The organism is Pseudarthrobacter sp. Hb11, assembly GCF_059383655.1.
The window spans coordinates 144,901-158,428 of sequence record NZ_JBWZCM010000005.1 but is presented as its reverse complement, the minus strand read 5'-3'; the positions used below and the strand labels follow the sequence as shown (position 1 = coordinate 158,428).

The 13,528-nt window shown below is 64.3% G+C and carries 12 protein-coding genes; 7 read left to right on the top strand and 5 right to left on the bottom strand.

Features of this window, described 5'->3' with window-relative positions; genetic code table 11:
• The first annotated feature begins 25 nt into the window (after positions 1-25).
• On the top strand, positions 26-631 hold the full coding sequence (locus tag AC50X7_RS10355) for a YdeI/OmpD-associated family protein (RefSeq protein WP_494978919.1): 606 nt from the start codon (positions 26-28) through the stop codon (positions 629-631).
• Here AC50X7_RS10355 and AC50X7_RS10350 read toward each other — a convergent pair.
• Positions 623-1,858 carry a glycoside hydrolase family 76 protein gene (locus tag AC50X7_RS10350; protein WP_494978918.1) on the bottom strand — a complete coding sequence of 412 codons (1,236 nt, stop codon included), beginning with the start codon at positions 1,856-1,858 and terminating at the stop codon, positions 623-625. The genes AC50X7_RS10355 and AC50X7_RS10350 overlap by 9 nt on opposite strands.
• A gap of 129 nt (positions 1,859-1,987) precedes the next feature.
• Here AC50X7_RS10350 and AC50X7_RS10345 point away from each other — a divergent pair, with 129 nt between their 5' ends.
• Complete coding sequence (locus AC50X7_RS10345) at positions 1,988-2,857, top strand: SDR family NAD(P)-dependent oxidoreductase (protein WP_494978917.1); 870 nt, start codon at positions 1,988-1,990, stop codon at positions 2,855-2,857.
• The gene (locus AC50X7_RS10340; protein WP_494978916.1) at positions 2,854-4,077 is read left to right on the top strand and encodes an acyl-CoA dehydrogenase family protein; all 1,224 of its coding nucleotides are present in this window, start codon (positions 2,854-2,856) and stop codon (positions 4,075-4,077) included. The genes AC50X7_RS10345 and AC50X7_RS10340 overlap by 4 nt, the downstream gene beginning before the upstream one ends.
• Here the strand turns inward: AC50X7_RS10340 and AC50X7_RS10335 are convergent.
• The gene (locus tag AC50X7_RS10335; RefSeq protein WP_494978915.1) at positions 4,074-4,901 is read right to left on the bottom strand and encodes a DUF1684 domain-containing protein; all 828 of its coding nucleotides are present in this window, start codon (positions 4,899-4,901) and stop codon (positions 4,074-4,076) included. The genes AC50X7_RS10340 and AC50X7_RS10335 overlap by 4 nt on opposite strands.
• A 93-nt stretch (positions 4,902-4,994) precedes the next feature.
• Here AC50X7_RS10335 and AC50X7_RS10330 point away from each other — a divergent pair, with 93 nt between their 5' ends.
• The 4 genes from AC50X7_RS10330 (at position 4,995) to AC50X7_RS10315 (ending at position 11,410) form a co-directional block, all read left to right on the top strand.
• Complete coding sequence (locus AC50X7_RS10330; RefSeq protein WP_494978914.1) at positions 4,995-5,540, top strand: hypothetical protein; 546 nt, start codon at positions 4,995-4,997, stop codon at positions 5,538-5,540.
• A 113-nt stretch (positions 5,541-5,653) separates the two neighbouring features.
• On the top strand, positions 5,654-8,476 hold the full coding sequence (gene ppc, locus AC50X7_RS10325) for a phosphoenolpyruvate carboxylase (RefSeq protein ID WP_494978913.1): 2,823 nt from the start codon (positions 5,654-5,656) through the stop codon (positions 8,474-8,476).
• 114 nt (positions 8,477-8,590) lie between these two features.
• Positions 8,591-8,896, top strand: coding sequence for a hypothetical protein (locus AC50X7_RS10320; protein WP_307096683.1), 306 nt, complete (start codon positions 8,591-8,593; stop codon positions 8,894-8,896).
• Positions 8,897-9,622: 726 nt separating this feature from the next.
• Positions 9,623-11,410, top strand: coding sequence for a S8 family peptidase (locus AC50X7_RS10315; protein ID WP_494978912.1), 1,788 nt, complete (start codon positions 9,623-9,625; stop codon positions 11,408-11,410).
• A 67-nt stretch (positions 11,411-11,477) separates the two neighbouring features.
• Here AC50X7_RS10315 and AC50X7_RS10310 read toward each other — a convergent pair whose 3' ends face one another.
• The 3 genes from AC50X7_RS10310 to AC50X7_RS10300 all read right to left on the bottom strand — a co-directional run bounded on the left by AC50X7_RS10310 (position 11,478) and on the right by AC50X7_RS10300 (position 13,515).
• Positions 11,478-12,098, bottom strand: coding sequence for a DedA family protein (locus tag AC50X7_RS10310; RefSeq protein ID WP_494978911.1), 621 nt, complete (start codon positions 12,096-12,098; stop codon positions 11,478-11,480).
• Between the two features lie 33 nt (positions 12,099-12,131).
• Complete coding sequence (locus tag AC50X7_RS10305; protein WP_494978910.1) at positions 12,132-12,350, bottom strand: BTAD domain-containing putative transcriptional regulator; 219 nt, start codon at positions 12,348-12,350, stop codon at positions 12,132-12,134.
• A 190-nt stretch (positions 12,351-12,540) separates the two neighbouring features.
• Positions 12,541-13,515, bottom strand: coding sequence for an RluA family pseudouridine synthase (locus tag AC50X7_RS10300; RefSeq protein ID WP_494978969.1), 975 nt, complete (start codon positions 13,513-13,515; stop codon positions 12,541-12,543).
• Between the last annotated feature and the right edge of the window lie 13 nt (positions 13,516-13,528).

Genomic DNA, 13,528 nt, shown 5'->3' with positions numbered 1-13,528 from the left:
CGGGTTGCAGGAGCAGAATAGGGCCATGGCCGTTGAACTTGAGGAACTGCTGGTTCCGGACGCCCCCGCCTGGCGCAGGTGGCTGGAGGAAAACCACAAAACCAGCCCCGGAGTATGGCTCGTCCTGCATAAAAAGGGCGGACAGGTCACCGAACTGGACTATGCGGCGGCGCTGGACGAAGCCCTGTGCTTCGGCTGGATCGACGGCCAGGCCAGGCGCCGGGACGGTGAAAGTTCCTTCCAGCGGATGACGCCGCGGGGACCCAAAAGCCCGTGGTCGGCACGGAACGTCACCTATGTGGCGCGGCTGGAGTCCGAGGGCCGGATGGCCGACGCCGGGTGGGCGGCGGTGAACGCTGCCAAGGAGGACGGCCGCTGGGACAAGGCCTACGAGGGACAGGCCAACGCCGAAGTCCCGGCGGACCTGGCAGCGGCAATAGCCGCGGTTCCGGCCGCCCAGGCAATGTTCGACGTCCTCACCAGGACCAACCGGTTCGCACTGATCTACCGGACCAACTCAGTGAAGCAGGCCGCCACCCGGGAGCGGAAGATCGCCGGGTTTGTGGAGATGCTGGCCCGCGGCGAGGCGCCGTATCCGCAGAAGAAGCGCCCCCCTGGAGTGTCAGGGTGATCGTTCGGCGATGGTGATCGAGGCGGCGGCCTCGATGGCCATCCAGGCCTGCAGCTGCGTGGAGAGTTCGACGACGGATCCGGGCGGGTACGTGGCGTCCGCCGGGTCTGCGGCGTGCATCGAGAAGATGGGCCTTCCCGCCTGTCCCTTGCGGAGTGGTCCATCGCCGGGGCCGGCAGGCCGCTTTCCGTCCCAAAACGCGACGGCAGTGTCAACCACCAGCCGGGCAGCGGTAGTCCGCGTCCGCTCGGGAAGCCTGGCATCGGCTGCGGCGAGGGCCAGGTAACGGCACAGGATCCCGGTGAACAGGCCGCCGTCGCCCGTTCCGTCGCAGCGCAGGACCTTCCTGGGAGCCCCCTCGGGGTGCACGGCTGCAGAGGCGTTCCGTACCGGAACGGTCAGCAGCCTGTCTACTCCTTCCACGAGTGCAGCCGCCCTCACAAGGTTCGCTTCCCCGCCCAGCTCAAGCAGCGCGCCCAGGACCGGGCCCTGGTTGTAGGTGTAGACCGCCCTGTCGATCAGCACATTCCCTTCGGAACTGAGCCGGGCGCCGTCGAAGTACAGGTCCTGGTCCGGATCAAAGAGGGTGGCGTCCAGCCAGTCGAGCAGTGCCTGCGCCTTTGCAGGGTGGCCGGTGCGGGCATAGTAGAGGGCAATGGGTGCAGTGGCGGGCGTGTTTTTGAAGTCCCGCTTTTTGCTCCAGAAGGCACCCCCGCCCATGTCACCGGTGCAGGCAGCGTCGAACTGCAGGGTCAGGGAAGTACGGACGCGTGCGTTGCGCCGCCGCCCCCGCGTGCCCGTTTCCTCTGCCAGCGTGTCGAGCCGGAGGACGGCAAGGGCGAGCCAGGCCATGTCGTCGTAGTAGTTGTTGACGAAGGTGAAGGCGTTGCGCAGCCACATTCCGGTCAGCAGCCGGGAGGCCAGCCGCCCGGCGCCGGGGTTGCTGGGGCCGTCGAATCCCGAAGCCGGGGTGGCGCGGTTCCCCAGTTCCCGCCGGCCCGCATCCACCAGGCAGTCGACGTAGTGGGCCTGCCACCAGTAGTGCCAGGGCTGGAGCAGTGTCCCCTTCAGGCCGAACCGCCAGGCAGGGGACGGCCACTTCCCCACGGCGAGGTGCGTGCCCGGAAGGAAGAACAGCTTCCTCCCAAAGAGTGCAGTCACTGCGCGGGCGGCGACGTTGGCCCTTTCCTGCCAGTCAACGGGAGAAGGAGCAGCCGCGGAAGTCATGGCTTCCACCCTAGCGGGGCCGCGGCGTGGCGATGGCTCGTTGTGCGGACCCGCAGCAATTTCAGTTAACATGCACTAACTAATGCTTCGCGGTTTCCTGCGGAAGCAGTCACGCATCAAGGAGGATGTATGGACGTCACTGGCAGCGTTGCGCTGGTTACCGGAGGCGCCTCGGGCCTGGGAGCCGCCACGGCCCGCAGGCTGTTCGACGGCGGAGCAACAGTGGTGCTTGTTGACCTTCCGTCCTCGGCAGGGGCAGCTTTCGCGGAGGAGCTGAACGGCGACGCGCTGAACAGTGCGGCTTTGAACAGTGCAGCTTTGAACAGCGGCGGCGGCAACGGCCGGGACGGCAGCCCGGAAGGAAGCCCGGGAAAATCGGCTGTCTTCGTGCCGGCGGACGTGACGAGCGAAGCCGAGGTACAGGCCGCCGTCGATGCCGCCACGGCACTGGGACCGTTGCGGATTGTGGTCAACTGCGCCGGCATCGCCACCCCCGGCAAGGTGCTGGGCCGGGAGGGCGTGCTTCCGCTGGAGGCGTTCAACCGGGTGGTCCAGGTAAACCTGGTGGGGACCTTCAATGTGGTGCGATTGGCAGCAGCGGCGATGGTCGCCACCGAACCCGCCACCACAAAGCTGGGTGGACCCGAAAGGGGCGTCATCATCAATACCGCTTCCGTGGCCGCCTTTGAGGGGCAGATCGGCCAGCCTGCTTACGCAGCCTCCAAAGGCGCTGTGGCGGCCATGACCCTTCCCATCGCACGGGAGCTCGCGCGCTCGCTGGTCCGGGTGGTGGCCATAGCTCCGGGGATCTTCGAAACGCCGATGATGGCGGGGCTGCCGCAGGAAGCGCAGGATTCCCTGGGTGCCCAGGTGCCGCACCCCTCCCGGCTGGGCAGGCCCGACGAATACGCCAGCCTGGTGGCGCACATTGTGGACAACGCCATGCTGAACGGTGAAACCATCCGGCTCGACGGCGCCATCCGGATGGGACCCAAATGACAAGCCCCTCCTACCCGGCCGCGGAAAGCCTGTCCGGCCTGCCCTCGGCGGACTTCTTCGCCGTCGAGTCACTGCTGAACCAGACCGAGCGGGAAAAGCTGGCAGAACTGCGCGGGTTCCTGGCAACCGAAGTTGCACCTTACGCGGGGGACTGGTGGAACAAGGCCGAGTTTCCGGCGCACATCCTGCCCAAACTGGCCGCCCTGCAGCTCAGCACCCCGGCACAGCGCGGCTACAGCCATCTGTTTGCCGGGCTGGTGATCGCCGAGATGACGCGTGTGGACACCTCGATCGCCACTTTCTTCCTGGTCCATCACGACCTTTTTGTTGAGTCGCTGTACGCCTTCGGCACCGCCGACCAGAGGCACCGGCTGCTGGAGGACGCCTCGAACCTGCGCATCACCGGTGCCTTCGCCCTGACCGAACCGAACCACGGCTCCGACGTAGCCGGCGGCATGGAGACGCGCGCCAAGAGGATCTCGTCCGCCACGGGAAAGCCCGACGATGGCGGGGACACCTGGGTGCTGAACGGGGCGAAGCGGTGGATCGGCAACGGGACGTTCTGCGACTACATGCTGGTGTGGGCGCGGGACGAGGCTGACCGATCAGTGCGGGGCTTCATCGTGGACGCCACCCTCCCGGGGGTCAGCCGGTCCCGGATCGAAAACAAGATAGCCCTGCGGACCGTCCAGAACGCCGACATTGTTCTTGATAACGTCCGGGTAGCTGAAGCCGACCGCCTCGCCGCCATCAACAGCTTCGAGGACACCAACGAACTGCTGCGCGGCTCGCGCATCATGGTTGCCTGGCAGGCCGTGGGGCAGCAGTTGGCGGCGTTCGATGTTGCCCGGCAGTACGCCGTTGAACGCCGCCAATTCGGACGCCCGCTGGCGCAGTTCCAACTGGTCCAGCAACAGCTCGTGACCATGCTCGGCAACGCCGTGGCGAGCATGGGCATGATGGTTGGCCTTGCCAGGCTGCAGGACGAAGGCGCCGCTGACATGCCGCAGGTGGCCCTAGCCAAGTCCTACCTCAGCGCCCGGATGCGTGAGACCGTGGCGCTGGGCCGGTCAATCCTTGGCGGAAACGGCATCGTGACCGATTACCGGATGGCGAAGATTTTCGCGGACGCGGAGGCCATCTACACCTATGAAGGATCGTTTGAAATCAACACCCTGATAGTTGGCCGCGCCGTCACGGGGGTGTCCGCCATCGTCTAGTCCCCGGCAGAATACGGCTGCAGCTCGCCCGCCTCAACCCGCACGTCCAGCGAGTTGTTCTTTACGGGCATGGGGCAGGTGCCGTAGGGGGTGAAGGCGCTGGGGTAATTAATGGCGCGGTTGAAATCGAGGACCACCGAGCCGTCCGGCCGGGGCCTCGGCAGGGCGAGTTTGCGCCAGTCATCGGTGGTATCGCCGTTGGTTTCGTCGTGGAACGTGACGGTCAGGGCGCCGAGCTTTTCCTCCTCCGCCTGCAGCCGGCATTCGTGGGGGCTGTCCGGAAGGCGGAACACCACCTCGCCCACCGTGCGGTGGATGCCGTCCACCAGGGGATTGGCCGTCGCGATGGGCACGTCCACCCGCTCTGGGTAGGGCTCGAACCTGCCGGCCACCTCCCAGCGGGGGTCATACCCGTAGGTGGGGACGCCGTCGAATTCGGTGAAAATGGGGGAGCCCTCGTCCCTGGTGCGGATGGCGTACCTGCCTCCGCGCACGGCCAGCTCAACCACCACCTGCGTCCCGTCCACGCCGCCGAACCGGACCCACATCAGCGACTCCTCATCGGCGAGCGCGGCGGACACCGTCCCACTGACGGGTTCGCCCGACTCCACCAGGGACAGCCCGTCCTCCGGCACTGCGGTGAGTGCCGCCGTCGTACCGTCCGTTGCCCACAGCCCGGGCGCCAGCTCGACGGCGGCCGGGGAGTCCTCCAGCCACTGGAAGGAGGTGAGAGTCAGCCAGCCGTGGCGGGCGGCGAGGGCCTTGTTCCGGTTGTCACGGAAGCGCTGCCAGCGCTCCAGCTTGGCGGCGGGAATGGTGCTCATGGTTCCTTTCGCAGATCTTCTTGCCCCGGCTACAACTGCCCGGGCCGGATGTTCATTCCGCGGTGACGGTGTCTCCACTGTTGAATAGGCTGCGTGGATATTTTGGCAGGAGTAAGCGGTGAGTCGCTTAGGGCGCTGACCTGGATCAGTGCGGTTGTCTGTGGAGCGGCAGTGCTGGTGTGCCGGCGGCGCCGCCCGGACCAGGCGCTGCTGGCCGCCGTAATGGTGTTTATGGCCGCGAGCGTGGGCGCAGGCATCTATGTCCTGAACCATTTGAGCGACGGACGCTGGGGCGGTGACGCGCAGGCCAAGCTTAGTGCGCCGTCGTTGTCCGGTGCGCCGGTGGTGGGGGACTTTCTTAAGCCTTTGGAAGGGGCGCTGGGCGGCATGGCGGACGGCGTCAACGATTTCATAGACTTCCGGTCGGCCCTTCCGGTGGCTTTGGACTACTTTGCGGCGGCAGGCTGGGCATTGGCAGCGGCCGTACCGGTGGGGCTGCTGGTCCTTGCGGCCAACGCCCGGGCCGCACGGCGGCGGAATGCCGCACTGGCCCGCTACAGTTCCGAGATGGAAGCGCTCCGGGTGGAGCTGGAGGGCGTAAAGCGCCATGTCGGTTACCCCGGGAACGACATTATCTGAGACAAATTGCCCCGGGGCCCCGGACTGCGGGTAGCATCTTTAGCTAGTAACGTGGCTCACAGTATCCAGCGCAGTGTACGAGCCAAGTCCGAAACCCTCGAAAGATAGCTTCCATGGCTCACACTGCAGCACATCCCGAAACAGATCTTGCCTCCGAACTGAGGGCAGACGTCCGCCGCGTCTCCACCCTCCTGGGTGAATCCCTGGTCCGCCAGCACGGGCCGGAGCTCCTGGACCTCGTGGAGCAGGTCCGCCTCCTCACCAAGGAATCCAAGGAAGCGGCCCGCGGGGGTGCGGACGCCACCGGGCCGTGGAGCGCGCACGACGTCGTGGCCCAGGTCCGCGAACTCCTCGGCTCCCTGCCCATCGAGCAGGCCACCGACCTGGTCCGTGCCTTCGCCTTCTACTTCCACCTCGCCAACGCGGCTGAACAGGTCCACCGAGTACGGGGCCTGCGGACGCGGGCGGAGAAGGACGGCTGGCTCGCAAAAACCGTCGCCGAAATCGCGGAGCAGGCCGGGCCCGGCGTGCTGCAGGAAGTGGTCAACGGGCTCGATGTCCGGCCGATATTCACCGCGCACCCCACTGAGGCCTCGCGCCGCTCCGTGCTGGACAAGATCCGCAAGCTCTCCGACGTGCTGGCCCAGCCCACCGCCGAGGGCACCACGGCCCGCCGCCGCCAGGACCGCCAGCTCGCCGAGATTATTGACCAGATGTGGCAGACGGATGAACTCCGCCAGGTCCGGCCCACCCCGGTGGACGAAGCCCGGAACGCGATTTACTACCTGGGCGGCATCCTCACGGACGCCATGCCCGAAATGCTGACAGAACTCTCCGAACTGCTGGGCGAACACGGTGTCAGCCTCGCCTCCCAGGACGCCCCCATCCGGTTCGGTTCCTGGATCGGCGGCGACCGTGACGGCAACCCCAATGTCACCGCGGCAGTAACCCGGGAAATCCTGCAGATCCAGAACCAGCACGCGGTGCGGATCAGCATCGGCATGATGGATGAACTGATCTCCATCCTCTCCAACTCCACCGCCCTCGCCGGCGCGGACCAGGCCTTGCTGGATTCCCTCGATGCCGACCTGAAGAAGCTGCCCGGGCTGGACCGGCGGGTCCTGGAGCTCAACGCCCAGGAGCCCTACCGGCTGAAGCTCACGTGCATCAAAGCCAAGCTGATCAACACCGGCAAGCGAGTAGCGGCAAACTCCAATCACGAGCATGGCCGGGACTACAGCGGAACCGACGAACTCCTGGCGGACCTCGAACTGCTGGAACTCTCACTCCGAAACCATTCGGCGTCGTTGGCTGCCGATGGCGCCCTTGCCCGAGTCCGCCGGGCCGTCGCGTCCTTCGGCCTGCACCTGGCCACGCTGGACATCCGCGAACACGCCGACCATCACCACGACGCGGTGGGCCAGCTGATGGACCGGATTGGCGGCCCGGGACTGCGGTACGCCGAGCTGAGCCGCAAGGAACGCTTTGAGGTGCTGGGCTCCGAGCTTGCCTCACGCCGTCCGCTGTCCGGCCACCCGATCAAGCTCGACGGCGCCGCGGACGGCACGTACGACGTCTTCCGGGAGATCCGGCGCGCCCTGCGCATGTATGGCCCGGATGTCATCGAGACCTACATCATTTCCATGACTCGCGGTGCCGACGACGTACTGGCCGCTGCCGTCCTGGCGCGTGAGGCCGGCCTGGTGAACCTCTTCGGCGAGAAGCCCTACGCCAAGATCGGGTTCGCGCCATTGCTGGAGACAGTGGAGGAGCTTCGCGCCTCGGCGGAAATCGTGGACCAGCTGCTCTCCGATCCTTCCTACCGCGAACTCGTGCGGCTCCGCGGGGATGTCCAGGAGATCATGCTGGGGTACTCGGACTCCAACAAGGAGTCCGGCGTGATGACCAGCCAGTGGGAGATCCACAAGACCCAGCGCAAGCTGCGGGATGTGGCCGCCAAGCACGGCGTGCGCGTGCGCCTGTTCCACGGCCGCGGCGGCTCCGTGGGCCGCGGCGGCGGGCCCACCTACGATGCCATCCTGGCCCAGCCCAACGGAGTCCTGGAAGGCGAAATCAAGTTCACCGAACAGGGCGAGGTCATCTCGGACAAGTACTCGCTGCCCGAGCTGGCCCGGGAAAACCTCGAGCTGTCCCTGGCTGCCGTGCTGCAGGGTTCGGCCCTGCACCGGGATCCGCGCACCTCCGCAGACCAGCGGGAACGGTACGGGCACGTGATGGAAACCATTTCCGACGCCGCCTTTGAGCAGTACCGGAACCTGATTGACGATCCCGACCTGCCGGCCTACTTCCTGGCGTCCACGCCCGTGGAACAGCTGGGCTCCCTGAACATCGGCTCCCGTCCTTCCAAGCGCCCGGATTCCGGCGCGGGGCTTGGCGGCCTGCGCGCCATCCCGTGGGTGTTCGGCTGGACCCAGTCCCGCCAGATCGTCCCCGGCTGGTTCGGCGTCGGGTCCGGCCTCAAAGCTGCCCGTGAGGCAGGGAACTCCGCGCAGCTGGTGGAGATGTGGGAAAACTGGCACTTCTTCCGGTCCGTGCTCTCCAACGTGGAGATGACCCTCGCCAAGACCGACATGGACATTGCCGGCTACTACGTGTCCACCCTGGTTCCGGAAAAACTGCACCACATCTTCCGGGCTATCCGCGAGGAATACGAGCTCACCGTGGCCGAGGTCCGGAACCTGACAGGCGAGAACCTCCTCCTGGAGGCCCAGCCCACACTCAAGCGCTCTCTGGAGATCCGCGACCAGTACCTGGACCCCATCAGCTACCTGCAGGTGGAACTCCTCCGCCGCGTCCGCGCAGAAGCTACCAACAAGGCCGATGGCATCAGCGGGGCCGAGATCGACGAACGCCTCCAGCGGGCCATGCTCATCACCGTCAACGGTGTGGCGGCCGGCCTCCGCAACACCGGGTAACCCCCAACCCCGCTCCCATCCGGCGGCTTATTGGCGAACGCCCGCTCAACTGGTGAGCGGGCGTTCGCGTTTTTCCTGCCAAAAGTGAGCGCGCGTCTGGGTAGGGTTGGGGGCATGCCTTCGTTCCAGACCCGCCTGAAAATCACTGGCTTGCGCCCCGGCAATCTGCCCGAAGCCGTTATGGAGGCAGCGGTGGAGGCACTGGAAACACGTCACCATGTGGAGTCGAACCAGTTGCAGATCGCCGGCGGGGTGCCCCAGCTGAACCTGCGCTTCCTCGTGGAGGCTACGGAATACAGCGGTGAGAACCAGCAGGCGCTGGAGTCGGCAGCCATGATGCGCGACGCCGTCGAACGCGTTGCGCTGACCGGCTCGCTGATGGTGCTGCGGCGCAGCCGTGGCCGCTGGGCGCCTGTTTAGGGCGGGCTAGGCCTCGTCCCGGCGCCCTACGCATTGGCCTGGTTGGGCTGCCCGACCGGTTCAGTCCTGGCCGCAGGTACCGCTATGCCTGAGGAAGGTGGAGGGTGGCGGCGCCGACAGTCGTCCCTCGCTGATGGCAGGTCCTGCCTAAAGCTGGATCTCTACGGAACTGCCTCGACCACAGGAGACACCCTGGCCTCTGCCCTGCGAGGGTCCTGAGCGGGCAGGCAACCCTCCGGTCGGTGTAGGTCCTGAGATGGCTGCTCAGCGCGAGCCAAGGTTTGTCGCATAGAAAGCACAAGATTTTCGTAGGAATCGGCATCGTGAACCAAATCCCGTTCTTGCATCCAAGATCCGTGTCTACAGTTACTGGGGTCAGCGCGGCAAAAGAGAATCTGCTGGTCCCGCTCAGGGGAGTTGTATCCGGACGGTGCTGCCGCGCGGATGACACCAATTGAAGGCCGGGGGGCAATCAGAATGAGTCTAGAGGAACGCCAAAAACTGGTGTTTGCAGCGAAGGACGGCCTGTCGTGGCGGTCCCCAGTTCTTCAAAAAGACCTTAATCGTTCAGCCATTTGTATCGCTAGTCTTTCGACTTGCCCTGGCGCAGGTTGAAGCCACCGATATAGAACTCCACGACGACCACGCCACCGCCCCGTGACCACACCGAGACTGCGTCGCGTGTTCATGCGGCCTTTACTCCAAAGATCTCCGAACGGAAATTGCATGAAAAAGTTTTCGTCCTATGCGCCTTTAGCTGTTATTTCCGTTGTCGTTGGATCGATAGCTCTATTTATAACCCCTGCTGTTGCTCATGTTGATCTCACGGTTGATGATTCGCTCGCCCAAACTCCTTTCCATACCTCTGCTCTACCTGAAGGGGAGAACAGGTATATTGTGAAATACGTCAATGATGTGAATGCGGAAGCCGAGTCGGACTCGCTGGGACTAAAAGGGATCGAAGTAAAAGGTACTCTTTCCCACGCAATGAAAGCTTCAGTAGTTGTCGCGACACCTAAGGAATTGGAGTCCCTGGAAAACTCAAAAGACGTAGCCTCAATCGAACTTGACAGTCGTGCTTCGATTTCAAGTTCTACTTCTATCTGGGGGCTTGACCGAGTAGATCAACGATCTGGAAGAGACGGGCAGTACAGCATCGGTGATGAAGGCGCCGGGGTGAATGTCTACGTTGTTGATACCGGGTTGTACCTTTCCCATTCAGAATTTTCCGGCAGGATTCCTGCAATGTGGAACGGAATCAATGATGGCAAAGGGGTTAACGACTGCAACGGTCATGGAACACATGTCGCCGGAAGCGCCGCCGGAACAACTTATGGCGTTGCCAGGAAAGCGAACATCATCCCCGTCCGAACGCTTGAGTGCGACGGGAGTGGGTGGTCTTCAACCGTCATGGCGGGGATTGACTGGGCGATTTCACACCATGTTTCTGGCCAGCCAGCCGTGATGAACCTAAGCGTTGGCGGCTTTACCAATGCTTCATTTGAGGAGGCCGTTCAAAGCGCGGTGAATGATGGAATTACAGTAGTAGCAGCAGCAGGCAACTCCGGTGCAGATGCCTGCACCACTTTCCCCTCCCGAGTTCCATCTGCCATTACTGTCGCAGCAACGACTATCAACGATGCTCAAGCTTCATGGTCCAACTACGGTTCTTGCGTTGATATTCAGGCTCCCGGAGTGTCCGTCAGGTCTGCGTGGAACAGCTCTCCTACCGGATACAACACTTTGGATGGCACCTCAATGGCTACTCCACACGTTTCTGGTGCAGCCGCAATTCTGCTTTCCCGTCACCGTTCGCTGTCTCCAGCAGAAGTTCAGCAGACAATAATCAATAACGCTACTACGGGTTTAGTCAGTAGCAACAAGGGTGCAACTCCTAACAGGTTGCTATTTGTACCGTCTCCCACTCCCAACCTTCCCTCCTGCTCATCTCTGAAACTCGGCGATGCATGGGCCGGAGTAGGGACACATTGTGGGCTGCAAGGAACAGCACCTTCTGTTCTCTCTACCGCGGAAGCGACTGCAGCTGTAACTGAATCTCCTGCCCCCGTCGTAACTGCCGTTGAATCTCCTGCTCCTGTTTCTGCTGCCAATCTCACTCCCCAGGCTACTGAGGCGGCGCCTGCCCCTGCCCCTGCTGATGAGCCCTCTCATCAGGTTGCATCCAGTTTCGCCCCATCCTCATCCGATGCCGGCAACGCGGAGCAGGAAGTGTCGATGGTTGAACCGGAAGTGCTTGCACCTCCGGCGGCAGCGGACCGGGTCAGTAACGAACCCGAAACGGCAGCTTCGGCAACAGCGGCTGCAGCTTCTGCTCCATCACCACGTGGTGCTTCAGCTGTCGCTCCCGTCGGGGGCGCATTAGCAGACCCCACGGAGGGTAAGGACGTCACTCAGGATCACAACCCGATTTGGGCAGCCGCGGTCGGATCGGTTCTTTGTGGAGCGGCTATTACATATGGATCCAGGAGACTTAGATTCACTAAAGGGCGCTGACAATGCAAACAATCCGCTCCGCCGTATACGCAACATCACATTGTTTACAACGTCCTGGGAGTTACACCTAGGCCAGTGGGGGCTCCGGCTCCTCAACCGGCGATCTGCTGCCGCGCCGCCGCGTCACAATGATGCCGACGACGACGCCGATCACCAGTCCCATCGCCACGCCGATCAGCGAGCTGGCCCAGAACGGCAGGCCGGTTGCTGAGCCGGTGAAGTAGCCCAGGCCCACCAGCCAGCAGGCCCAGAGCATCGCGCCGAGCCCTGCGCACAGGCTGAAGCCGCGGACCGAGACGTTGGCGATCCCGGCAGTGGCGGACGTGGCCAGCCGTCCGCCCGGAATGAACCTGGCTCCGATGATGGCTCCGTACGTGGACGAGCGCCCGGCCCTGGCAATCGCCTCGTGGATTCCGGAGTGCACGCGCCGGCCCCAGGTCCAGCGGTCCAGGATGTGGCTCAGCCGCCGCCTGAACAGTTGGAACACCACAACGTCGCCGAGCCAGGAAGCCAGGGCGGACAGGGCCAACACCAGGAACACGTTGGCCCGGCCGTCAGCGGAAAGTGCCCCGCCGGTGATCACCACCATCTCGGACGGGACGGGCGGAAAGATGGCGTCGCCGAGCACGATGGGGATGATCCAGAAATAGATGGCCGTTCCCCAGCTGTCTGCGTAGCCGTTGTCCATTGCCACAACGTACCGCAGATCCAGGTAACTGGCTCAGTGCCGGACGAAGTTGGACACGAGGTCGCTGAGCTGGTCAGAAGGCGGAACTCTAAGTTCGTCGTAGAGCCGGTCAGCAAACATCGTGTAGGCGCGGACCGCTGCAGCCCTGTTTCCGGCGCCAAGGTGGGCCTGGACCAGCAGCAGGTGGGCAGATTCCCTCAGGGGTTCGATGCCTGCCACAGGAGCCCGGACAGGAAGCTTCGGTGGCGGCACCCGAATAATCCCACGGTCTTTTGAGAGGGATTGGCATGACGGTGACTCTCGGATTGGAGTGGCACTTAAGTCCGCTGGGGGCTTGGCGGTTGCGCCGCAGGCGCTCGGCTGAACTACCAGGCGCTGCAGCCGGAAACCCGGGAGGCGTGGCTGCACGCTTCCGCCGCGGTGATGCGCGGGCTCTAAGCCGTCAGCGGGTAAGGAAGGAACCGGCGGCCTCGCTGAGCTGCAGCCGGCTGCGGTACTCCACCGGCTTCCCGGAAATGGGGTCCACAAACCGGATGCCGCGGGCCAGGAGCTGCAGCGGCTTGGTGTAGTCGTCCGGGGCCTTGTCCAGCAGCTCGGGGTAGAACGCGTCGTTGACGATCCCCAGCCCCAGGGACGCCATGTGAACCCGCAGCTGGTGGGTCTTGCCGGTGTGGGGTTCCAGCCGGTACAGCGCCCGCCGCGCGGGACTTTCGCAGCCCGCAGCGGCGGCGGAAGCACCGGCGTCGAACGTTTCCAGCCGCTCAATCCGCGTTTCCGCGTTTGGCTCGCCGTCAATCACTTCGGCCAACAGATAACTGCGGGACTTGGTCATGCGGTTGCGCACCACCACGGGAAATTCGACCGCGGGATACCCATGGGCTGGCTCTGCGGCGGACACGCACTCGTAGTCCTTCTGAACCTGTCGTTTCTCAAAAAGCACCTGGTACTTGCCGCGGGTGTCAGGGTTCGTGGAGAGAAGCAGGACGCCGGCCGTCATGCGGTCCAACCGGTGCATCGGAATCAGGTCCGGGAGGTCCAGCTGGTTGCGCAGGCGCACCAGGGCCGATTCCTGGATGTAGGTCCCGCCCGGCGTGGTGGGCAGGAAGTGCGGCTTGTCCACCACCAGCAGGTGCTCGTCCTGGTGCAGGATGCCCAGCTCCACGGGAATGCGGGTCTCGGGCGGCAGTGTCCGGTAGTACCAAATGAACGTGTGGTCCTGCAGCGGAGTGGAGCGGCTGAGCGGTGCGCCGCCCTCGCCAACGATCTCTCCGGCGTCGAACCTGTCTTCAATGCCCTGCGGATCGATATGCCCCCAGCGGTGCATCATGTAGTCCATTGCGGTTTCCCACGGGCCCTCCCCGGGAAGGCGCAGGCGGGTGGCGTTGACGCCGTCGCGCACGGGGAGGGGGGATTGCATCACCTTCCAATTC

Bases quoted from the DNA above. Each gene is read 5' to 3' on its own strand.
- AC50X7_RS10310 (WP_494978911.1), bottom strand. From the start codon at position 12,098: ATGGACAACGGCTACGCAGACAGCTGGGGAACGGCCATCTATTTCTGG.
- AC50X7_RS10320 (WP_307096683.1), top strand. From the start codon at position 8,591: ATGCCTTCGTTCCAGACCCGCCTGAAAATCACTGGCTTGCGCCCCGGC.
- AC50X7_RS10345 (WP_494978917.1), top strand. From the start codon at position 1,988: ATGGACGTCACTGGCAGCGTTGCGCTGGTTACCGGAGGCGCCTCGGGC.
- AC50X7_RS10335 (WP_494978915.1), bottom strand. From the start codon at position 4,901: ATGAGCACCATTCCCGCCGCCAAGCTGGAGCGCTGGCAGCGCTTCCGT.
- AC50X7_RS10355 (WP_494978919.1), top strand. From the start codon at position 26: ATGGCCGTTGAACTTGAGGAACTGCTGGTTCCGGACGCCCCCGCCTGG.
- AC50X7_RS10350 (WP_494978918.1), bottom strand. From the start codon at position 1,858: ATGACTTCCGCGGCTGCTCCTTCTCCCGTTGACTGGCAGGAAAGGGCC.
- ppc (WP_494978913.1), top strand. From the start codon at position 5,654: ATGGCTCACACTGCAGCACATCCCGAAACAGATCTTGCCTCCGAACTG.
- AC50X7_RS10340 (WP_494978916.1), top strand. From the start codon at position 2,854: ATGACAAGCCCCTCCTACCCGGCCGCGGAAAGCCTGTCCGGCCTGCCC.
- AC50X7_RS10315 (WP_494978912.1), top strand. From the start codon at position 9,623: ATGAAAAAGTTTTCGTCCTATGCGCCTTTAGCTGTTATTTCCGTTGTC.
- AC50X7_RS10300 (WP_494978969.1), bottom strand. From the start codon at position 13,515: ATGCAATCCCCCCTCCCCGTGCGCGACGGCGTCAACGCCACCCGCCTG.